Origin of the sequence: Moorena sp. SIO1G6 (genome assembly GCF_010672795.1) — a bacterium.
In the GTDB taxonomy this organism is placed as follows: domain Bacteria; phylum Cyanobacteriota; class Cyanobacteriia; order Cyanobacteriales; family Coleofasciculaceae; genus Moorena; species Moorena producens.
The window spans coordinates 52,867-73,725 of record NZ_JAAHFZ010000014.1 but is presented as its reverse complement, the minus strand read 5'-3'; the positions used below and the strand labels follow the sequence as shown (position 1 = coordinate 73,725).

16 protein-coding genes and 1 tRNA gene are annotated in these 20,859 nt (G+C 43.5%); 9 read left to right on the top strand and 8 right to left on the bottom strand.

Annotated features, from left to right (window positions below):
• Positions 1 to 92 precede the first annotated feature (92 nt).
• A complete protein-coding gene (locus tag F6K63_RS15800) occupies positions 93 to 458 on the bottom strand; it encodes a recombinase family protein (protein ID WP_287265053.1) in 366 nt (121 codons plus the stop codon).
• A gap of 198 nt (positions 459 to 656) precedes the next feature.
• On the opposite strand from F6K63_RS15800, the gene trxA reads away from it, so the two are divergent.
• Together trxA and F6K63_RS37265 are read left to right on the top strand one after the other, a co-directional pair.
• Entirely contained in the window at positions 657 to 983 is a 327-nt protein-coding gene (gene trxA / locus F6K63_RS15795) for a thioredoxin (protein WP_008191112.1), read from the top strand.
• A 95-nt stretch (positions 984 to 1,078) separates the two neighbouring features.
• On the top strand, positions 1,079 to 1,405 hold the full coding sequence (locus F6K63_RS37265) for a hypothetical protein (RefSeq protein ID WP_063747961.1): 327 nt from the start codon (positions 1,079 to 1,081) through the stop codon (positions 1,403 to 1,405).
• A gap of 105 nt (positions 1,406 to 1,510) precedes the next feature.
• Here F6K63_RS37265 and F6K63_RS15785 read toward each other — a convergent pair whose 3' ends face one another.
• The gene (locus F6K63_RS15785) at positions 1,511 to 3,394 is read right to left on the bottom strand and encodes a protein kinase domain-containing protein (protein ID WP_008191116.1); all 1,884 of its coding nucleotides are present in this window, start codon (positions 3,392 to 3,394) and stop codon (positions 1,511 to 1,513) included.
• A gap of 491 nt (positions 3,395 to 3,885) precedes the next feature.
• Here F6K63_RS15785 and F6K63_RS15780 point away from each other — a divergent pair, with 491 nt between their 5' ends.
• Entirely contained in the window at positions 3,886 to 4,803 is a 918-nt protein-coding gene (locus F6K63_RS15780) for a TIGR04168 family protein (RefSeq protein WP_287312650.1), read from the top strand.
• Between the two features lie 82 nt (positions 4,804 to 4,885).
• Positions 4,886 to 4,970, top strand: a tRNA-Ser gene (locus tag F6K63_RS15775).
• A 126-nt stretch (positions 4,971 to 5,096) separates the two neighbouring features.
• Here F6K63_RS15775 and F6K63_RS15770 read toward each other — a convergent pair.
• Together F6K63_RS15770 and dpsA are read right to left on the bottom strand one after the other, a co-directional pair.
• Complete coding sequence (locus tag F6K63_RS15770) at positions 5,097 to 5,279, bottom strand: hypothetical protein (protein ID WP_287248980.1); 183 nt, start codon at positions 5,277 to 5,279, stop codon at positions 5,097 to 5,099.
• 32 nt (positions 5,280 to 5,311) lie between these two features.
• On the bottom strand, positions 5,312 to 5,866 hold the full coding sequence (gene dpsA / locus F6K63_RS15765; RefSeq protein ID WP_287312649.1) for a DNA starvation/stress protection protein DpsA: 555 nt from the start codon (positions 5,864 to 5,866) through the stop codon (positions 5,312 to 5,314).
• Positions 5,867 to 6,180: 314 nt separating this feature from the next.
• Between dpsA and F6K63_RS15760 the strand changes: the two genes are divergently transcribed.
• A complete protein-coding gene (locus F6K63_RS15760; protein ID WP_287312647.1) occupies positions 6,181 to 6,738 on the top strand; it encodes a (2Fe-2S) ferredoxin domain-containing protein in 558 nt (185 codons plus the stop codon).
• 2 nt (positions 6,739 to 6,740) lie between these two features.
• On the opposite strand, the gene F6K63_RS15755 is transcribed toward F6K63_RS15760, so the two are convergent.
• Positions 6,741 to 7,130, bottom strand: coding sequence for a nuclear transport factor 2 family protein (locus tag F6K63_RS15755; RefSeq protein WP_287312646.1), 390 nt, complete (start codon positions 7,128 to 7,130; stop codon positions 6,741 to 6,743).
• A gap of 493 nt (positions 7,131 to 7,623) precedes the next feature.
• Here F6K63_RS15755 and F6K63_RS15750 point away from each other — a divergent pair, with 493 nt between their 5' ends.
• The 4 genes from F6K63_RS15750 (at position 7,624) to F6K63_RS15735 (ending at position 12,880) form a co-directional block, all read left to right on the top strand.
• Positions 7,624 to 8,487: a Tab2/Atab2 family RNA-binding protein gene (locus F6K63_RS15750; RefSeq protein ID WP_287312644.1), complete on the top strand. Its 864-nt coding sequence runs from the start codon at positions 7,624 to 7,626 to the stop codon at positions 8,485 to 8,487.
• Between the two features lie 123 nt (positions 8,488 to 8,610).
• A complete protein-coding gene (locus tag F6K63_RS15745) occupies positions 8,611 to 9,945 on the top strand; it encodes a TldD/PmbA family protein (RefSeq protein WP_287312701.1) in 1,335 nt (444 codons plus the stop codon).
• A 119-nt stretch (positions 9,946 to 10,064) separates the two neighbouring features.
• On the top strand, positions 10,065 to 12,692 hold the full coding sequence (locus F6K63_RS15740; protein ID WP_287312643.1) for a chloride channel protein: 2,628 nt from the start codon (positions 10,065 to 10,067) through the stop codon (positions 12,690 to 12,692).
• A gap of 56 nt (positions 12,693 to 12,748) precedes the next feature.
• Entirely contained in the window at positions 12,749 to 12,880 is a 132-nt protein-coding gene (locus F6K63_RS15735; protein WP_287312642.1) for a hypothetical protein, read from the top strand.
• Between the two features lie 53 nt (positions 12,881 to 12,933).
• On the opposite strand, the gene F6K63_RS15730 is transcribed toward F6K63_RS15735, so the two are convergent.
• The 3 genes from F6K63_RS15730 to F6K63_RS15720 all read right to left on the bottom strand — a co-directional run bounded on the left by F6K63_RS15730 (position 12,934) and on the right by F6K63_RS15720 (position 20,464).
• The gene (locus F6K63_RS15730) at positions 12,934 to 16,194 is read right to left on the bottom strand and encodes an NACHT domain-containing protein (RefSeq protein WP_287312640.1); all 3,261 of its coding nucleotides are present in this window, start codon (positions 16,192 to 16,194) and stop codon (positions 12,934 to 12,936) included.
• A 272-nt stretch (positions 16,195 to 16,466) separates the two neighbouring features.
• The gene (locus tag F6K63_RS15725) at positions 16,467 to 17,261 is read right to left on the bottom strand and encodes a HEAT repeat domain-containing protein (RefSeq protein WP_287312639.1); all 795 of its coding nucleotides are present in this window, start codon (positions 17,259 to 17,261) and stop codon (positions 16,467 to 16,469) included.
• A 41-nt stretch (positions 17,262 to 17,302) separates the two neighbouring features.
• Entirely contained in the window at positions 17,303 to 20,464 is a 3,162-nt protein-coding gene (locus F6K63_RS15720; protein WP_287312637.1) for an NACHT domain-containing protein, read from the bottom strand.
• Positions 20,465 to 20,859 lie beyond the last annotated feature (395 nt).

Genomic DNA, 20,859 nt, shown 5'->3' with positions numbered 1-20,859 from the left:
GATGGAATTGTCCGATGGAATTGTCCGATCAGGTTCTCTGGCTTATCTAACTTTGTGTTGAAGGTGTTCTAACTACTTTACCAGCTTGGAGCTTACTCTTTTAAGTTTCCTTGACTGGGGTTTTGAGGCAAACTAGACACCCTAGGGGTTCTACCGTATAGCCGGTCTAAAACCCGCTTAACCGAGATCCGTTTCCACTGCTGACCACGCTTGGTTGTATAGCCATGCTGATTGAGCCAGTTAGCGATTTGTTGTAATGACTTACCCGATTTATGGTGACGGCGAATTAACTCAATTACATGCTGTTCTTGGGGATCATCCACCAACTCACCATTTAGGGCCCGTTGACCGAAGGCCGGTGAACCATAACCTGCATAGCCACCCATAGTTGCCTTCGCTTGTCTACCTTGGTTTAGCCTTTCGATCAGGCTATCCCTTTCTAATTCCTCAGCAGCCATAACTTAATGCATCAAGCAACTTCATACAACTATGGTAAACCAAACTATAGCCTTAGCCATCCTGGTTATTACAGCTATTCAAACCGATTAACCGCCCCTCTTTTTAAGGGAAGATAAAAGTGGTAACTATGTTGATCATTGACCGTTGATCCTTGACTATAAGTTTGTGGTAGTTTTCAAAAATTTAAGGAGTATATCATGAGTACAGTGCCTTACATCAAAGACAGTGAATTTGATTCAATTTTAACCTATGAAGGGCCAGTAGTCGTGGATTTTACAGCCCCTTGGTGTGGTCCATGTCGTAAGATTAGTCCTTTCATGGAACAACTTGCTGAAGACTACAAAGATCGCGTTCAGGTCGTAAAAATCGATATTGATGCCGACAAAGCTACTGCCAAAAAATACAGGATACGCAGTATTCCTGCTGTGCTGATTTTTAAGGGCGGTGAGGTGGTAGAAAATATTGTAGGAGTTGTTCCCTATGAAAAATTTACTGCCGCCCTTGAAAAGCAACTTCAGGGTTAATTAAAAACAGAAAAATTTAAAAAACTTTCTGAATTATGAGTTAAATTCTGACTTATTTCCTTCAAGCAATGACATGTAAATGAGGAGAATCGGCAATGGAGACAACTCAATCAGTGCGATGTCCAAACTGTGGGAATATGGCTCAACGTCACTACTTAATCGGTTCTCAAGCATCACATTATGCTTGTGCTGGAGATCAGGTCACCAAAACTGAATGCCCAGTTTGTGACTATTTAATGGTGATGTGTGCTGTGAGCGGTAATGTGATTGAAGCTTACGCACCAGGTAGACAAGTTATGGCTAATTCCGGCAAATTTACCGAAGTAGTGAACAGAGAAAGGCCTGCTATGATAGAAGTAGGAATGAATCGCCGCAACAGGTTAGTGGCTAGTAGAAAATATCAATTAACTACTGTAGGGTAAAACAGGTAAGCTATCAGCTATTAGCTGATAGCTTAAGGCAAAAGGACACTGGGATATATCTTCTTTATTTGATTTCAATAATAGACAGTTGAAAGGCACAACAGCTTATCGAGTATATTGCTGAATTTTGGCTTGAGCTCTGGCATAGGCGGAGGTACCTTCAGGAATTTGTCTCAAATAATCCAAAGCCTTAGTGTAGTTGTTCAAAACAGCTTGATTATCAGCCATCTTTAATAGATAGTTAGCCCTAATTTCTTGCTTAGCGGTATAGTCAACAATTTTTGACTGAGCCTTAGCATAGGCATCGGTATGTTTAGGAATTTTTTTCAAATATACCAATGCACCGGTAAAGTCTTGCTGAGCGGCTCGATTGTAAGCCTGCTGAAGAAGAAAGTTCGCTTTGATGTTTCGCTTTTGAGTGTACTCAGGAACTTTTTCTTGAATTGTAGCGTAGGCTTTTGTTCCCTTTGGGATTTGTTTAAATGTGTTGAGTGCACCAGTAAAGTCTCTCTCGATAGCCTGGTTGTAAGCTTGCTCTAGTAACTGGTAAGCTTCCTTCTCAAGATTGGCTTGAGCTTGGCTGACCATAGGTTCTATTTGCTGTTGCCAGAAGACAATATTAGGAATCTGACTAGCCTGCTCAACTACCTCTAGCCACTTCTGTTGGTCAAAGGCGGTTTTGATGAGGGGGAATAGGGCTTTGGCATCTTTCCAATCCTTTTGCCACTGAGCGATCGCATTTTGAGCATCCTGATAGTCTTCACTATCTTCCGGAATCGATTTTACCAGGTTCAGTGCTGCTTCTAAATCTCCTTCCTGGTACTTTTGCTCAGCCTGTGCTAGCTTAGTTTCTGCCTGGTTGGGAGTCTTGAGTAAAAAGTAGCCTCCAGCTACGACTAATAAGGCTAGATATGTGGAAACTCCGATTGCGGTGAGATTAAGTCCACTAGCCCTTCTTTTAGGAATAGTAGGCACAGAGGGAAAATAAGTTTCCTCTGTTTCCTCTGTTTCCTCTGTTTCCTCTGTTTCCTCGGTTTGAAGAGTCTCTGGTTCAATTGGCTCAAGCAGAGTATCGTCAGTTTTTTCTTTGTAGGGGTTTGGGGATGTTGGTGGTGCTGGGGACATTGGTAAGTTTATAGATGGTTTAGAACTAGTTAAGGAATGGAGTGCCTCCAAAACCTGATCAGCAGACTGGTAACGGTCTTTGAAGTAATAGCGCACCATCTGCTGAATAATGGCAGCGAAATCTTTAGTGACTGTGGCGTAGTCCTGCCAAAGGGCTTCTCCGGTTAATGGGTCTTCTTCTAGCTGTATGGGTTTGAGTCCTGTGAGTGCCTCAATGCCAATCATCCCTACAGCATATAGGTCACTACAGGGACGAGGTTTACCCAGAACCTGCTCTGTTGGTATATACCCGAATGCGCCCAAAGCCGCTATGGCACTAAATTGAACACCAACTAATGGTGTCCGCACCTGCTTAATACCGCTAAAGTCAGTTAAAACTAACTTGCTATCGTCTGATCGTCGGATCAGATTGTCTGGCTTGATATCACCATGAATCACCCCTTGGCGATGGACAAATGCCAAAATTTCTAAAACCTCTTGTAGCAGAGTAATCAATCTGCTTTCACTCCAAGGTTGATTGAGTTCCTCACTCAGGGGTCGTCCAGGGATGAAATCTTGAACTATGTAGAAGCTATGGTCAATTTCTAGGCAATCTAAAATTTGGGCAACTTGGTCATGCTGACAGATAATCTCCAAAATTTTAGTTTCACGACGAAATATATCTTTTGCAGCTTGCCAGCAGTCAGGGTCATCACTAACAGGACGGAATTGTCTAACAATACATTGGGGATTTCCCGGTCGGTAAGTGTCTACCGCAATATAAGTTTGACCCCAGCTCACACGGTTAAGGATGTCAATAACTTGATAACGTCCATTGATTAACTGTTCTGGTCCTGCCCCTGGGCTAAACGCTAGTCTAGACATACGCTTCTTACTAACCGCTTACGTTAATGTTTCCTGTGAAAGTGTTATTCATGGTGCTTCACAGCAAGGAGAGGAATAGGCCGAAGGTGGCGAAGAATGGAACAATGGAAGAATAAAGTATTTCTGATCTCCGTGATCTGAGCTATTTCCCCTATCTGCCCATTAGACTAGATACTATTGAGCAGATTAAACAGCCCTAAGGGGGGACAGAGAGTAGAGACGGTAGAATTTGCCAATAGTTTCAGATCAGCCATCACGAATACCTCAGTACCGTTAGACACTCCTCAAGGAAAGTTACACTTAATCTATTCTTCAGCCATCAGCTGCTCGATCCGGATGCTCATAAACAAGCTCTGTGCAAAGGGGTGATGGAATAATGGAATAATGGGATAATGGGATAATAGGGTGATATGTAGTATTCTTTTTTGGATTTCATATTACTGTTGGCCCTTTTGCCTTTATGCTGGAAAAGGGGCGATAGTAAGACAAGTATGACCATTCATCAAAAACAATCAATCCAAATTGCTGTTGTTGGAGACATTCATCAACTGTGGGAAGCGGAAGATGCTATAGCTCTTGAGCAGTTGGGTGTGGATCTGGTCTTATTTGTCGGGGATTTCGGCAATGAGGCGGTGGATATAGTCCAGATGATTGCTGCTATTGACCTACCCAAGGCAGTGATTATGGGAAACCATGATGCTTGGTATACTGCCTCGGAATGGGGAAGGAAAAAGTGTCCTTATGACCATGAAGTAGAAGATAGGGTACAGCAACAGTTGAACCTACTGGGGTCAACCCATGTGGGTTATGGTTACCTTGACTTCCCAGATTTAAATCTCTCTGTAGTTGGTGCTCGCCCTTACAGTTGGGGCGGGCAGAGTTGGCGGAATAAGAAGTTTTACAGGGAACAGTATGGAATTAATAGCTTTTCTGAATCAGTGGAGCGCATTTTAGCAGCAGTGCGTAGTGCGGCTTACGAAACGGTAATCTTGATCGGTCATAATGGTCCGACGGGACTAGGTGATCAAGCAGAAGCTCCCTGTGGGAAAGACTGGTATCCTACTGGTGGTGATCATGGGGACCCGGATTTGGAAGATGCGATCGCAAAAACCTATTCCTTGGGTAAAAACATTCCCTTAGTCACCTTTGGTCATATGCACCACATCCTAAAGCACACCAAAGACCGACTACGAACAATGATTGTTACTAGTCCGGAAGGGACTGTATACTTAAATGCAGCCAGTGTGCCTCGAATTATCGAAACTGATACAGACCGATTGCGGAATTTTTCGATAGTGTCTCTCAAAGGCGGTATAGTGGATCAAGTCTCCCTGGTCTGGGTGGGTAAGGATTACTCAGTAGTATCTAAAGAATTGCTTTACCAGTCTTCTGAAGCTTTGCTGGTATAAAGCTTAGTTATATAACTTTTTTATATAACTTTGTAGATATAGTCGCCATCCGAGCCCACGGATTGTTAATATAGATTTGCCAGGAGAGGTGGCAGAGTGGTCGATTGCACTCGACTTGAAATCGAGCGAGCCGAAAGGCTCCGGGAGTTCGAATCTCCCCCTCTCCGTTTTATAGATTATATTTGTTCAAAGTTGAGACTTGAGGGTTGAGGGTCAACCCTCAAATTTTTTCTTTCTTGATGCAAAGGGCGAGTCAGAAAGTAGGTTTAAGTTGATGTAGGGTGGGCAGTGCATCAGACAGATAATGAAGCTTGCCAAGGGGGTTGGTAGGCACTGCCCACCCTAGGATTCTTGATGCAGTAGCCAATGGGGAAAGTAGGTTTAAGTTGATGTAGGGTGGGCAGTGCATCAGACAGATAATGAAGCTTGCCAAGGGGGTTGGTAGGCACTGCCCACCCTAGGATTCTACGATTCATGACAATGCTGCAAGATCTCAGTTTAAGTAGGTTTAGTTTGCTCCATTGCCAATAAATCCCATTACTAGGCTGTCCGGAGCCAGGAAATGACCCAAATGATAAGCTCGCTCTTCAGTCTTGAGCAAGATTTTCTCATAGAGATAGCGGGTGGCACGATCGCCCAGGCTTTCTGCTTGAGCGGCTTGACTGCGTACTAACTGAATGATTGACTGCTCAGCTGCTAAGTCATGCTCTACCATCTGGCGAGAGTTGTAAACTCCATCAGATTCAGGAGTGAAGCAGCACAATTCAGCTAATTTGGCAAAACTAGCGGCTGGAATTCCTCCTAGTCCATTCAAACGCTCTCCTAGGTCATGGACATGATCCTCAGCATCCTCGTAGCTTTCTTCAAAGAATTTATGCAAGGAGTAAAATTCTGATCCTTCCACAACAAAGTGGTGTTTTTGATATTGCAGATACAATCCTTGGAAGCTGGCTAACGCAATGTTTAATCCTTCACAAACTGGGGTAGTAACGTTTTTTTCCAGCAAAATTGGATTGTCAGCAATTTCACCAAAGGAGCGTAGTAGACCCTGAGTTGTAGACATAATAGTGTTCTCCTATCGTTTTCATTAAGTGTGGCTTATTGCCATGCTTTTAAGTAGGCTAACACATATCATTTTATTTAACCTAGACTCTGAAATGTCCCTAATAACACAATTTTTAACTTTTTCAGAACCTCTATTGAGGATAATTTGTGATAGATTAGTTGAGAGAGATTTTCTATTAGTCACGACTCCGTGAACGGGATTTGTCTTGGTTAAATCGGCTTAAACCCAGCAAATTATAAAGATTCAGTCCACAAAAATGGCCATTTTTAAGGTTGATTAAAGAAAAACAGTGTTCCTAGAGGTAAATAACTATGTCTAAGTTTAAAGAGCCAGTCTCAGAGTTTAGTGTAGTAGGACAGTTATTAGACTTTGTCATTAAGGATGGCTATAAAATCAAGTATTTAAGAATTAATGTTTCAAATATCGAATATTGGATTAAGTTATCTAAACCTCTGAGAAAGAGCTTGGATCCAGCCATTATCCCTGGGGCTTGGATTGAGGTGAGTGGCACCAGCAAACTAAAGCGAAAAACTGGGAAACTTAAACTGAAAGCCTATGAGGTGAGCCTTGCTGCTCACCCCCACCAGCAGCCAACAACTGTTTTGGTTCCCAAAACTCCGACCCGGAAAGCGAGTATTTTAGTTTGTCAGAAATCCAGTTGTCGGAAACGGGGGGGTCAAGCGGTCTGTAATGCGATCGCATCGAGTTTAAAGGACCATGGTTTAGAAGACCAAGTCAAAATTAAAGAAACTGGCTGTCTCAAACAGTGCAAACATGGCCCCAACCTGGTGATGATGCCAGACAAAGCTCGCTACAGCGAAGTGGCTCCCCAGCAAATTCCCACCCTGATCGAACGACACTTTGTCTGAAGTTAGCCCATCAGTGGACTGCCGTGATGATGGACCAGGTACCAAGAGCCAGCCATAAGCTCAAACATATTGCTTGCTATGGATTCTGCCTCAATCCTTCTACCCTTGCTAACTTGCAACACTTTTTCTAGCACAACAACGTAGGCAAGAGTGTCCCTGACTTCAGTAGCAATAATCTCTGGTTCAATTTCCAGGTATTGGGTATTCTTGAATATCGCTTCCCAAGATGAGCTAATGTCCCGCCAACCTTTGATTACATCACGTCCAGGGTGAATACAAAGACTACCAGTGCCTTGAGACCAGACCTTACTCATGGCTTCAATGTCCTTTTTCTCAAAAGCTCGATAAAATGCTGTGTTGGCAGCTAAAACCTCTGTGCGATCGCTACTCATAATTTTTTGTTAAGTTTCACAATTGTGAATAGATTTAATTATATATAGTTCAATAGGATTAATCACATCTAAGCATTCAGCAGTCAGTGGTCAGCATTCAGCAGTCAGCAGTCAGCAGTCAGCAGTCAGTGGTCAGTGGTCAGTGGTCAGCCGTTGGCCAATAGACATCTCCAGAAACTCGGTTTTGACCCAGGCAGTGCAAGGGTTTGAGGTTAATTTTTGGAGATGTCTATTGGCCACTCAAGTATCGTGGCACAGGCTTCTAGCCTGTGAGGTAACCCATAGGGCATAAGCTGTTCAAGTACCGTGCGCTATGGGCATAAACTCATAGCTAATAGCACCTCAAGTAGCGTGCCCGTAGGGCATTAGCTGATAACTGATAGCTGACCGCTGATAGCTGACCGCTGATAGCTGATAGCTGATAGCTGATAGCTGACGGATTACGCTCTTGGAGCCGTATCATAAATATGGGTGAGATTATCTTAATGGTGGCATGGAAACAATTTGGGAACTCGATTTTTACTCCCGCCCAATTTTGGACGACAATCAGAAGAAACTTTGGGAAGTCTTAATTTGCGAGAGTCCTTTGGACATCAATCTCTCACCTGAGACACTGTTTCAATACGCCAGTTGGTGTCCCAACCAGCAGGTGAATTCAATTTGGTTGGGGCAGGCTTTGGCAGATGCGATCGCAAAAGCTCAACAGCCACCAAGCAAGATTCGCTTCTTTCGGCGTCAGATGAACAATATGATTACCAAAGCCTGTAATGAGCTGAATATTCCAGCTCAACCCAGCCGTCGCACCTATGCTTTGGAGCGATGGTTAAAACAAAGGATAGAAGACTTTTATCCCAATCAACCAGGCTATGACCCCGCAGCCGCTGCTTCCTCATTTGTCCGTTATCAATCCCCCATCCCTAAACCATTACCCGATGCTTTGCAGGGACAAAAGTGGGCAGTTGTAAGTCTACAAGCCGCTGCCTTTGAGGAAATGAACGAGTGGGAGATTGACTTTGGTGAAGCCTTCCCAGTCTCGATCATGGACATTGCCCCAGAAACGCCCATTCCCGGTGTGATTATATTTTCCCAACGAGCCAAACCCCTAGCAGCATGGATGTCAGGTTTGGAGCTATCCTTTGTCAGACTTGACACTACTGATGATAAGCCAAAGTTGTTACTGGAAACTGGTGCCAATGATAGCTGGATTCTCGCTAACTTGACCAAATCCCAAATTCTGGCAGAGGCAAAAAGCTTTGAAGAAGCAAAGCAGAACGCTAATCTTGTCCATTTTCTGGCCGTACAATCGAGTCCAACTTCAGAACAGTTTGCTGGATTTTGGCTATGCCGGGAGTTATAAGACAAGGCAACAGGCAACAGGCAACAGGCAACAGGCAGAAGCTAAAAATAAATTGTGAGTAATTTTTCTTACCTGCTCCCGACTCCCGACTCCCGACTCCCTACTCCCTACTCCCTTGGCAATATGAGTGCTGAAACTAGACCGCAAGAGCTGCAAGCCGAACAACTGTTAGACTTAGCAGCTAAATCAGGAGCGACTAGTGCAGAGGTTTATCAGTCGCGATCGCTTTCTCGTCCTGTGTTTTTTGAAGCTAATCGACTCAAACAAATCGAAAGTAGTCAATCGGAAGGGACAGCGCTACGGTTATGGCGAGACGGACGTCCAGGACTAGCAGTTGGCTATGGAGCAGTGGCAGCACAAGATTTAGTAGACCGGGCAATGGCCATGACTGCACTCAATGAACCGGAATCTATAGAACTGGCTGATGGCCCTAGCGCTAACTATTCCGACTCACCAGAAACTATACCGATAGAAGAACTAGTAGCAATCGGCTCGGATGCGATCGCATTAATTCGCGATGCCTACCCAGAAGTATTGTGTAGCGCTGAGTCGGAATGGGAGTTAGAAACCACTAGCTTAATTAACTCTGAAGGATTACATTGCTCTTACACTGACACAACCCTCAGTTATTTCCTTGGGGTAGAGTGGGTTAGGGGTGAAGACTTTTTAAGTGTTGGTGATGGTACACAAATTCGATTAAGCCCATCTGAGCCTAAAGAAAGCCTAAACACTAACAAAGTCCTAGACCAAATCTTACAACGCCTCAACTGGGCAACGGAAAATGTCTCTACTCCCAGTGGTCGTGTGCCAATTTTGTTGACGTCTAAAGCAGCGGATTTGCTATGGGGCACTGTGGAAGCAGCCTTAAATGGAAAACGGGTACTTGAAAAAGCCACCCCCTGGAGTGATAGTCTAGGTCAGGTGGTTACCTCAAAAAACCTGACCCTGTTTCAACAACCAAATCCTGAATTTCCTTACAGTTGCCCCTTTGATGATGAAGGCACCCCTACCCAATCCCTCGTATTTATCAGTGAAGGGCAATTGCAACAGTTTTTTTGCGATCGCACTACCGGTCGCTTACTGGGAACTGGCACAACTGGCAATGGATTTCGCCCTAGCCTAGGCAGCTACCCAACCCCTGATCTCGTCAACTTACTGATTAAACCAGGCCAAGGGTCACTCAATGACTTAATTGGAAAATTAGACGAAGGATTAGTCATAGACCAGATTCTCGGCGGTAGTGCTGGCATCTCCGGTGACTTTTCCGTCAATGTTGAGTTAGGCTATCGAGTCCAACAAGGCAATATTATTGGTCGAGTCAAAGACACCATGGTAGCTGGGAATGTTTACAACACCCTTAAGCAGTTAGTAATACTGGGTGATGATGCTGAGTGGCAGGATAGCATCTACACACCCTCTCTAATTGTGGAAGGACTATCGGTAACCTCTAGTGATTAGTGGGTCAGTGCTCAGTGCTCGGTGCTTGGTGCTTATTTCTTTGTAACTACAGAAATTCTCCTGGTATTTACAAAGCACCCACGAATAATCACTAATGGAAATTAACCCATGATCAATCAATGATCAATCCCATTACCCAATGGCTGATCCCCAAAAGAAGTCTTGCCCTTGCCGAAGCCTGTCTGATTGGATTGGTCTCAGGACTTTCAGCAGTATTACTAAAACACAGTATTGGCTGGTTAGGGAGGTGGCGGCTTCAAGCCGCTCTGATACTACCCCCTAGCTTTGCCCTACCGGCTTTTGGACTCTGCTTAGGATTACTGTGCGGATTCCTGATTGAGTTTGTAGCATCAGAGGCAACAGGTAGTGGCGTACCTCAGATCAAAGGTGCCCTTGCCCGGTTTCCTATCGCGATGAATTTACGGGTGGCTGTAGTCAAGTTAGTTAGTACTATCCTATCTCTGGCGGCGGGAATGACTATGGGACGGCAAGGCCCAACCGTTCATATTGGGGCAGCTTTGGCAGCTCAATTGACTCGCTGGGTACCCACCTCTCCTGATCACCGACGTCAAATGATCGCCGCTGGGGCTGGGGCTGGATTAGCCGCTGGGTTTAATGCTCCCCTGGCTAGTGTAGCCTTTATCTTTGAGGAACTGTTACCAGATTTATCTAGTATAACTCTGGGTAGTGCTATTCTAGCATCCTTTATTGGTGCGGTGGTTTCCCGGCTCTTGGGTGGAGGTACCCTAGATCTGAATCGGGAACTAAGCAATTTTTCCAGCACCTTTTCCGCTCTTGAGATTCCCTTCTATTTGTTGTTAGGGGTGTTGGCTGGATTGCTAGCAGCTTTGTTTAATCAGGGAATTCTGTCCAGTCTGAACTTTTACGACCGTCTCAAGCTCAGCTTACCATTGCGGATTGGTATAGCTGGGATGCTGGGTGGGTGTATTGTAGCACTGCTACCGGATCAGTTCCATAACAACAGTGGTTTGCGGGAGTTGTTGCTCACTGGTGATATCGGCTGGGAATTTACTTGCCTCGCTTTTGTGGTCTACTTCTTACTGACCATAATTGCCTATGGTTCGGGAGCACCAGGGGGGTTGTTTCATCCCTCCCTAGTATTGGGTTCCGCATTAGGCTATTTAGTTGGCATCGGTGAGTATCACCTGCTCGGATTAGGTTATCCGATTACCTACGCCTTGGCAGGGATGGGAGCATTTTTTAGTGCCGTTTCCAAGGTACCGATCACAGCGATTGTGATCGTGTTTGAGATGACAACGGACTTTAATCTAGTCCTACCTTTAATGATCACCTGTGTGGTTTCCTACCTAGTTGCCGATCAATTAGCCAAAGGGTCTCTCTATCAACGTTTGTTGGAGAGGAAAGGCTACAGCTTGCCTAAAGTAAAGGTGGACAAAAGAACCTTAGCTGGTTTGAAAGCATCTGACATTATGCAGCGCCGGGTAGAAACCCTAGGGAGTCAGATGACTTTAGATCAAGCCATTCAGACCTTTAGTAACTCTAGTCATCGGGGCTTTCCAGTAGTTGCTCAGGGGAAATTGGTCGGGATTATTACTCAAGAAGACATTGCCAAGAACCGAGACCGACTGCCTGGGAATACGCCTATAAAAGAGGTGATGACTCCACAACCGATCACAGTTAGACACAATGACACCTTAAGCCACGTTCTCTACATTCTTAATCGTTATCACCTCAATCGGTTACCTGTTCTAGAAAACAGAAAGTTAGTTGGAATCATTACCTTTAGTGATATTATTCGTGCCGAAGCTAACCAACTCAGTGGGGAAAAAGAGCAACTAGGACCGAGTCCTGATCCCTCCTATGGCGTCTATTATACTCGCGCTCCAGCTACCGGCAGTGGACGGATGTTGGTTCCCTTAGCTAATCCCCAATCAGCACCAGTATTGTTGGAAATAGCTACTGCTATTGGCCAGGTACAGGACTATGAAATCGAGTGTTTGCAGGTAATACCTATCTCCCGTAGCAATAGTCCTGCTCAGACAGGAGTTGATACTACTAAAAGTCGCAGATTGCTAAGGCAAGCGGAAAGGCTAGGGCGACGGTGGGAAATGCCAGTTCACACCCAAATCAGGATATCCCACGATACCGCTCAAGCAATTCTAGAAACTATTAAACAACGACATATTAATCTAATTTTGATGGGATGGAAAGGAGCACCATCTAATAGTTCTAATCAGATTTTTGGTAATATTATCGATACCTTAATTCGACAAGCTCCCTGTGATTTAGTCTTGCTGAAATTACCCCAAGGCAAGGAAGTAGCACAAGATGTTAAATCTGCTAAATACGGTTCACTAGCTAAGACCTGGAAGCGTTGGTTAATCCCCATTGCTGGTGGACCGAATTCTAGCCGTGCCCTACAATTAATTCCGATACTAGCAACCCTTGCTAAAGCAGAGCAAATCGTAGTAACTCAGGTTTTTAACCCTCAAGCTGGAGAACCTGTAATGACTAGCTTGGAAAAAGCTACCTATTTCCTCAAACAGCAACTCAAAGGTATGTGTGATGTGGTATCAATTCCAATCCGTTCCTATTCTGTTTCTGATGCTTTGATTCGTTTAGCTAACGCTCACAAGTATGATGTAGTCGTGATCGGAGCTAGTCGAGAGGGATTATTGGAGCAGGCGATCCATGGCAATATTCCAGAAGCGATCGCACGGGGTGTTGATAGTACTGTGATTTTGGTTAGGGAAGCCCTTCATTAATTAGGGAGTAGGGAATCGGGAGTAGGGAACAGTGGTAATTCTTCAGCTGTCAGCTTATGTGCTACGCACACGCGATCGCGTTCAGCTTATGTGCTACGCACACGCGATCGCGTTCAGCTTATGTGCTACGCACACGCGATCGCGTTCAGCTATCAGCTTTTATTTATCAGCTATCAGCTAAAGGCTGACCGCTGACAGCTGACCACTGACCGCTAATAACTGACATTTTATAATTCTATCTTCATTCTAAATTCTTTTGAGCAAACTTCCGCAGTTTAGGATCGGGGTCATGCTTTGCTCTATCCTGCAATAAAGACCTGCTTTGGGAATGGTTAGGATAGTATTTGAGAATGGCTTTAAGGGCTACTTGTCTAGGATTTTCATGCCACTTTTCCTTACGCTCAAAGGGGTCATTGACAGTGCGATCGCATAAAAATTCCCATAACCAAGGCTGATCGTGCCAAACTTCAGCTAACTGTTCAATTGCTTTACCTCGCACCGACGAATTTTTATCAGAGCGAGCCGATTTTTTAAGTAGGGGCAAGGTATCTCGGTGGTCTTTGTAACCTTGAGCTAACTGTTTAATTGCTGTAATTCGCACCGACAAATCAGTATCAGAGCGAGCCGAGGCTTGAAGTAGGGGTAAAGCATCTGGGTGGTTAGGATAATATTTGAGGATAGCCTTAAGGGCTACTTGTCGAGGATTATCTATGTCTATTGGGAAAAAGAACACATCTTTTTTCTCATGCTCAAAGGGGTCATGGAGAGTGCGATCGCATAAAAATTCAAATAACCAAGGCTGATTGGCCGTAGGCCACGCTTCGCGATCGTGCCAACCTTGAACTAACTGTTCAATTGCTGTACTTCGCACCCACCAATGCTGATCAGAGCGAGCCAATTCTTGAAGTATGGCTAAGGTATTTATGTGGTATTTGTAACCTTGAGCTAACTGTTCTATTGCTATAACTCGCACCGAGCAATCTTTATCAGAGCGAGCCCATTCTTGAAGTAAGGGTAAGGTATCTGGGTGGTCTTTGTAACCTTGAGCTAACTGTTCAATTGCTATAACTCGCACCGACGAATTTTTATCAGAGCGAGCCGATTTTTTAAGTAGGGGCAAGGTATCTCGGTGGTCTTTGTAACCTTGAGCTAACTGTTTAATTGCTGTAATTCGCACCGACAAATCAGTATCAGAGCGAGCCCATGCTTGAAGTAGGGGTAAAGTATCTGGATGGTCTTGGCAATGGGTGGCTACTGCTACAACAGCTTGACTATGAATATCATCGAGTAAATTGCCCTCATATGCATACTGCTCATAATCATCATTTAGATCATCAAAAATTAAGTCTTTGAAGCGATTCAGTAATCGACTATATGTTGATTTAATTTCATACCGCTTCCTGACCTCAGATAAACAATATGCTGCCATCAATAAATGGTCAATCTCATAATTTTTCCCATTTTTTGTCATAAAATACTCAATAATCTCGCCAGCTTTCTTAGAATCAATCATGCCCACAATCAACCTGAGCACTTCATGCCAATATTCATCCTGCCAGTGTTTACCAAATACTTCGGTTTGTAACTGTTCTAGGGACATCTCCTGGGTTTTCTCAAATTTCCTGACAAATTCCCAAGCACAGAAATATTCCAAAAATGTCCGATGCACAAAAGCGTAATAATCGGCTCCCATGAAACACAAGATAAAATTGCGGGTGCGCAACTGATTAATCATTACCTTAGCAACGTCTCTGGGATTAGTAACCTCCCGTAATTTCAGCTCATCTTTGATAATCCGTTCTAAATCCTCTCCACTAATCAGATTTCCCGCTAATCCCCCTTGATTGCCCTGCATAAAATATGCCACTTTTCCTAGCATCTGTTGCTTATCTTGATAATCAATAGTCTTCGGGTCAACACGATTATCTTCTAGTAATGCTCGTTCCACATCCCATTGATGGAGCAGTAACCGAGAGGATTGGTTATAGAGTTCAGACCGGTCACGAGGCAATTCTTGATTGCGATTCAGAATTGCCATCATGGTTATTAATAGGGGATTTTGCGCCAGTTGTCGAATCGGGGAAGATGTCTCAATGGCTTTTTGTAAGCGCTCCCTTTTCCTAACTTTATCGGCTTGATCAGTATCACTAAAGGTTAGATTATGCCAGTCCTCGATAAATGTTTGAATTTGTTCCGACTCCAAGTCTTGGAGCATGACATGACGAAATTCAGCATCCCGTAGCCGTTGGGGTTTATAACCAATTACCCGAGATGTTACAATTACTCTTACTTTAGGATACTTATTGGTAAAGCGATGAATATCAGTAATTACATCTTCTCGTTTCCCTGGCTCAAACACTTCATCCAAGCCATCAAACATCACTAATGCCTTACCATCGTTTAACTGCTGATCAAGGTGATGTTGATTCAGATGACATATCGCTCCACTGCTTTGATGGCAGAATTCCAAGAAATCCTTACACTGTCCACTATCCCGATTCCGGATATAGGTGCGTAATTCAATTAGTAAGGGAATCCCTAGAGAAAGGGCAGTAGTTAGATCAGTTCTTGCCCAATCCAATGCTAAATATTGCAGCAACGTAGATTTACCAGAGCCTGGGTCTCCTAAAACCACCAAATACCGATAGTCTTGAGAGTCCTTAATTACATCCAATATTGATTTTATCGGCTGTTGATAGTAACGCTTTTTAGCTCGTTGCAACTCTTCTTGGTCAATTTCCTTGTCTAGTTGACCACTCTCGCGCAGTTTTTGATAATAATCCTTAGGCAGTTCATGAATCGCCTCTGGCATCAAGTCATGAACCTCTCGCACATTTTGGGGGATAAATATATTCCAGAGTTTTAGTTCGTTATAAGCACAGCCACTAGTATCTAAACTATCCAATTTGAGATTACCGTAGCTCTCTAGGAGTGCTTCCTGATATTCCCTTAAGTCAAAATCTGGGATAATTCCTGGTTTAGTGTTTTCTGCGATCGCTTCCAAAGTTTGGGAATCTCGGATAGGCCGTAATTCATCGGATTCCCGAATAATCGTTTTTACTTCCTTGACATACCGTTTACCAATATAGTGCCAATCAAATCCTTCCGGTAATTCTAATAAGTTAAGCTCAATCCAAGTCTGGGCTAAGGTATCGGTATCTATTCGTTTACAGCCATACTTGAAGGCACTACCCAGGATAGCTTTAATGGATTGATGTTTAATATACTGCTTGAGGGGTTTAGTATACTGTTTTACGTCTTGCTTAGATAAATCCGCATCTTCCAATTCTTCTTCCACTAAAGCCACAAATTCTTTTAAGGCTTTACCCAAGAGTTTTTTCTGGATATTTTGATCCGATAGTCCAGTATAGTCTTTGATAGACTCTTTGAAAAACTCTTTAGTGTAGTCTTCTAGAGCTTCTTTCGCCAAAGGACCAATTACTTCCTTGGCCAGATAGCCACCGGCACTAGAAATTCCCCAAACTGCTAACCAATCCAGCATGATGTTGGTAGTTGTTTTTCGGTTTATTTATCATTATATACGAAAGGCAATCAGTTTGACCTGATAGTGCGTTACGGGACGGACTTTCTCAACACTGGCTAAGGATAACATGAGGGCGAGCCTGGTGCATCTCAATGCATGCTATTTGACGCGGTGGTGCGTTACGGGCAACAACCTAACACTTGCTATGGCTTGCGTCTTGGCGAGCCCGTCCCTAACACACCCTACGCCTTAATTCTAAATTCTAAATTCTAAATTCTTCATTCTAAATTCTAAATTCTACATTCTAAATTATCCTTAGCAAACTTCCGCAGTTCAGGATCGGAGTCATGCTCTGCTCTATCCTGTAATAAGGATCGGGTTTGGGAATGGTTAGGATAATATTTGAGGATGGCCTCAAGAGCTATTTTTCGAGGATTGTATGTCCTTTGTCCCTTATGCTCAAAGGGGTCATTGACAGTGCGATCGCATAAAAATTCCCATAACCAAGGCTGGTCTTGCCCAGCTTCAGGTAACTGTTCAAATGAATAGTGATAACAGCCAGCCCATTCTTGAAGTAGGGGTAAGATATATGGGTGGTCTTTCCAACCTTGAGCTAACTGTTTAATTGCTGTAGCTCGCAGCCTCGAATCAGGATCAGAGCGAGCCCATTCTTGAAGTAGGGCTAAGGTATCGCGATGGTCTTGCCAACCTTGAATTAACTGTTCAATTACTTGATCTCGCAGATCTGAATCAGTATCAGAGCGAGCCCATTCTTGAAGTAGGGTTATGCTATCGCGATGGTTTTGCCAACCTAGAGTTAACTGTTCCAGTACTTTAAGTCGCACCCTCGAATCAGTATCAGAGCGAGCCGATTGCTGAAGTAGGCGTAAGGCATCTCGATGGTCTTGCCAAGCTTGAGCTAACTGTTCCATTGCTGTAGCTCGCATATCTGAATCAGTATCACAGCGAGCCGATTGTTGAAGTAGGGCTAAGGTAGGGTGCATCTCGCTTTTGCAAAAACACTCAGGAAAACAGAAGGCTAATGTCATGTTATGACAATTAGCCTTAATATAAATCTCCTCCATCTCCCGCTATTCTCTATCTCCTTACTCCCGACTCCCTTTACCTATAATTTGGTTAATTCCTCCTGAGCAAACTCCCGCAGTTTAGGATCGGGGTCATGCTCTGCTCTATCTTGCAATAAAGATCGGGTTTGGGAATGGTTAGGATAATATTCGAGGATGGCCTCAAGGGCTACTTGTCGAGGATTTTCTATCCAGCTTTCCTTACGCTCAAAGGGATCATGGAGAGTGCGATCGCATAAAAATTCCCATAACCAAGACTGATTGGCCGTAGGCCACGCTACGCGATCGTGCCAAACTTCAGCTAACTGTTCAATTGCTTTACCTCGCACATCCGAATAAAAAGCAGAGCAAGCCGATTGTTGAAGTAGGGCTAAGGTATCTGGGTGGTCTTTGTAAGCTTTAACTAACTGTTCAATTGCTCTACCTCGCACGAACGAATCTTTATCAGAGTGAGCCGATTGTTGAAGTAGGGCTAAGGTATCTGGGTGGTCTTTGTAACCTTGAGCTAACTGTTCAATTGCTGTATCTCGCACCTCCCAATCAAGATCAGAGCGAGCCGATTGTTGAAGTAAGGCTAAGGTATCTGGGTGGTCTTTGTAACCTTGAGCTAACTGTTCAATTGCTGTAGCTCGCACTTCCCAATTGAGATCAGAGCGAGCCGATTGTTGAAGTAGGGCTAAGGTATCTGGGTGGTCTTGGTAACCTTGAGCTAGCTGTACAATTGCTGTAACTTGCACCTCCCAATCAATATTAGAGCGAGCCGATGCTTGAAGTATGCCTAAGGTATCTCGATGGTCTTTCCAACCTTGAGCTAACTGTTCAATTGCTGTACGTCGCACCTTCAAATCAAGATCAGAGCGAGCCCATTTTTGAAGTAGGGGTAAGGTATCTCGATGGTCTTGCCAATGGGTGGCTACTGCTACAACAGCTTGCCTGCGAATATCACTGACTAAGCCTGTGAGATATCGAGACTTTTTAGAATCATAATTATGATCATAATAAATTAAGTCTTTGAAGCAATTCAATAATTCAGTATCCGTTGATTTAATTTCATACCGATTCCTAACCTCAGACAAACAATCTGCTGCCATAAATAAATTCCCAAACTTATCCGCTGCTCCATCTTGTGCCATCAAATACTCAATAATCTCTCCAGATTTCTTAGAACTAATTGCCATCAAATACTCAATAATCTCGCCAGCTTTCTTAGAATCAACCATACCCACAATCAACCTCAGCACTTCATGCCAAGATTGATCCCGCCAGTGCTTACCAAATACTTCAGTTTTCAACTGTTCCAGGTCAATATCCTGCTTTTTATCAAATTTCCTGACAAATTCCCAAGCACAGAAATATTCCAAAAATGTCCGATGCACAAAAGCGTAATAATCAGCTCCCATGAAACACAAGATAAAATTGCGGGTGCGCAACTGATTAATCATTACCTTAGCAACGTCTCTGGGATTATTAACCTCCCGTAGTTTCAGCTCATCTTTGATAATTCGTTCTAAATCCTCTCCACTAATCAGATTTCCCGCTAATCCTGCTTGATTGCCCTGCATGAAATCTGCTACTTTTGCTAGCATCTGTTGCTTATCTTGATAATCAATCGTCTTCGGGTCAACACGATTATCTTCTAGTAATGCTCGTTCGATATCCCATTGATGGAGCAGTAATCGAGAGGATTGGTTATAGAGTTCAGAGCGGTCACGAGGCAATTCTTGATTGCGATTCAGGATTGCCATCATCGTTAGTAATAGGGGATTTTGCGCCAGTTGTCTAATCGGGGAGGATGTCTCAATTGCGTTTTGTAAGCGCTCCCGTTTCCTAACTTTATCCCCTTGATCCGTAAAGGTTAATTCATGCCACTGCTCAATAAAGCTTTGAATTTGTTCCGACTCCAAGTCTTGGAGCATTACATGACGAAATTCAGCATCCCGTAGCCGTTGAGGTTTATAACCAATTACCCGAGATGTTACAATTGCTCTTACTTTAGGATAGCGATTGGTAAAGCTATGAATCTCCGTAATTACATCTATTCGTTTCCCTGGATCAAACACTTCATCCAAGCCATCAAACATAACTAACACCTTACCATCTTTTAACTCCTGATCAAGGTGATGTTGATTGAGATGACATATCGCTCCAATGCTTTGATGGCAGAATTCCAAGAAGTTATTACACTGTCCACTATCGCAATTCCGGATATAGGTGCGTAATTCAATCAGTAAGGGAATTGATAGAGAACTGTCAGTAGTTAGATCGGTTTTTGCCCACTCCAATGCTAAATATTGCAGCAACGTAGATTTACCAGAGCCTGGGTCTCCTAAAACCACCAAATACCGATAGCTTTGAGAGTCCTCAATTACATCCAATACGGATTTTATCGGTTGTTGATAATAACGCTCTTTAGCTCGTTTCAACTCCTCTTTGTCAATTTCCCTTTCTAGTTGACCACTCTCGCGCAGTTTTTGAGAATAATCCTTAGGAAGTTCATGAATCGCCTCCGGCATCAAGTCATGAACTTCTCGGACATTTTGAGGGATAAATATCTTCCAGAGTTTTAGTTCGTTATAGTAACAGCCACTAGTATCTAAAATATCTAATTTAACATTACCATAGCTCTCTATAAGTGCTTCCTGATATTCCCTTAAGTCAAAATCTGGGATAATTCCTGGTTTAGTGTTTTCTGCGATCGCTTCCAAGGTTTGGGAATCCCGAATAGGCCGTAAATCATCGGATTCCCGAATAATCGTTTTTACTTCCTTGACATACTGTTTACCAATATAGTGCCAATCAAATCCTTCCGGTAATGGTAATAAGTCAAGCTCAATCCAAGTGTGGGCTAAGGTATCGGGATCGATTCGTTTACAGCCATACTTAAAGGCACTGCCCAGGATAGCTTTAATGGATTTATCCTTAATATACTGCTTGAGGGGTTTAGTATATTGTTTTACGTCTTGCTTAGATAAATCAGCATCTTCCAATTCTTCTTCCACTAAAGCCACAAATTCTTTTAAGGCTTTACCGAAGAGTTTTTTCTGGGTATTTTGATCGGATAGTCCCGTATAATCTTTAATAGACTCTTTGAAAAACTCTTTAGTGTAGTCTTCTAGAGCTTCTTTCGCCAAAGGACCAATTACTTCCTTTGCCAGATAGCCACCGGCACTAGAAATTCCCCAAATTGCTAACCAATCCAGCATCTTATTGGTAGTTGTTTTTCGGTTTATTTATCATTATATACGAAAGGCAATCAGTTTGACCTGATAGTGCGTTACGGGACGGACTTTCTCAACACTGGCTAAGGATAACATGAGGGCGAGCCTGGTGCATCTCAATGCATGCTATTTGACGCGGTGGTGCGTTACGGGCAACAACCTAACACTTGCTATGGCTTGCGTCTTGGCGAGCCCGTCCCTAACACACCCTACGCCTTAATTCTAAATTCTAAATTCTAAATTCTTCATTCTAAATTCTAAATTCTACATTCTAAATTATCCTTAGCAAACTTCCGCAGTTCAGGATCGGAGTCATGCTCTGCTCTATCCTGTAATAAGGATCGGGTTTGGGAATGGTTAGGATAATATTTGAGGATGGC

Bases quoted from the DNA above. Each gene is read 5' to 3' on its own strand.
- F6K63_RS15745 (WP_287312701.1), top strand. From the start codon at position 8,611: ATGAGTGCTGAAACTAGACCGCAAGAGCTGCAAGCCGAACAACTGTTA.
- F6K63_RS15730 (WP_287312640.1), bottom strand. From the start codon at position 16,194: ATGCTGGATTGGTTAGCAGTTTGGGGAATTTCTAGTGCCGGTGGCTAT.
- F6K63_RS15735 (WP_287312642.1), top strand. From the start codon at position 12,749: ATGTGCTACGCACACGCGATCGCGTTCAGCTTATGTGCTACGCACACG.
- F6K63_RS15755 (WP_287312646.1), bottom strand. From the start codon at position 7,130: ATGAGTAGCGATCGCACAGAGGTTTTAGCTGCCAACACAGCATTTTAT.
- F6K63_RS15760 (WP_287312647.1), top strand. From the start codon at position 6,181: ATGTCTAAGTTTAAAGAGCCAGTCTCAGAGTTTAGTGTAGTAGGACAG.
- F6K63_RS15720 (WP_287312637.1), bottom strand. From the start codon at position 20,464: ATGCTGGATTGGTTAGCAATTTGGGGAATTTCTAGTGCCGGTGGCTAT.
- F6K63_RS15780 (WP_287312650.1), top strand. From the start codon at position 3,886: ATGACCATTCATCAAAAACAATCAATCCAAATTGCTGTTGTTGGAGAC.
- F6K63_RS15785 (WP_008191116.1), bottom strand. From the start codon at position 3,394: ATGTCTAGACTAGCGTTTAGCCCAGGGGCAGGACCAGAACAGTTAATC.
- F6K63_RS15740 (WP_287312643.1), top strand. From the start codon at position 10,065: ATGATCAATCCCATTACCCAATGGCTGATCCCCAAAAGAAGTCTTGCC.
- F6K63_RS15725 (WP_287312639.1), bottom strand. From the start codon at position 17,261: ATGGAGGAGATTTATATTAAGGCTAATTGTCATAACATGACATTAGCC.
- trxA (WP_008191112.1), top strand. From the start codon at position 657: ATGAGTACAGTGCCTTACATCAAAGACAGTGAATTTGATTCAATTTTA.
- F6K63_RS15770 (WP_287248980.1), bottom strand. From the start codon at position 5,279: ATGAATCGTAGAATCCTAGGGTGGGCAGTGCCTACCAACCCCCTTGGC.
- F6K63_RS37265 (WP_063747961.1), top strand. From the start codon at position 1,079: ATGGAGACAACTCAATCAGTGCGATGTCCAAACTGTGGGAATATGGCT.
- F6K63_RS15750 (WP_287312644.1), top strand. From the start codon at position 7,624: ATGGAAACAATTTGGGAACTCGATTTTTACTCCCGCCCAATTTTGGAC.
- F6K63_RS15800 (WP_287265053.1), bottom strand. From the start codon at position 458: ATGGCTGCTGAGGAATTAGAAAGGGATAGCCTGATCGAAAGGCTAAAC.
- dpsA (WP_287312649.1), bottom strand. From the start codon at position 5,866: ATGTCTACAACTCAGGGTCTACTACGCTCCTTTGGTGAAATTGCTGAC.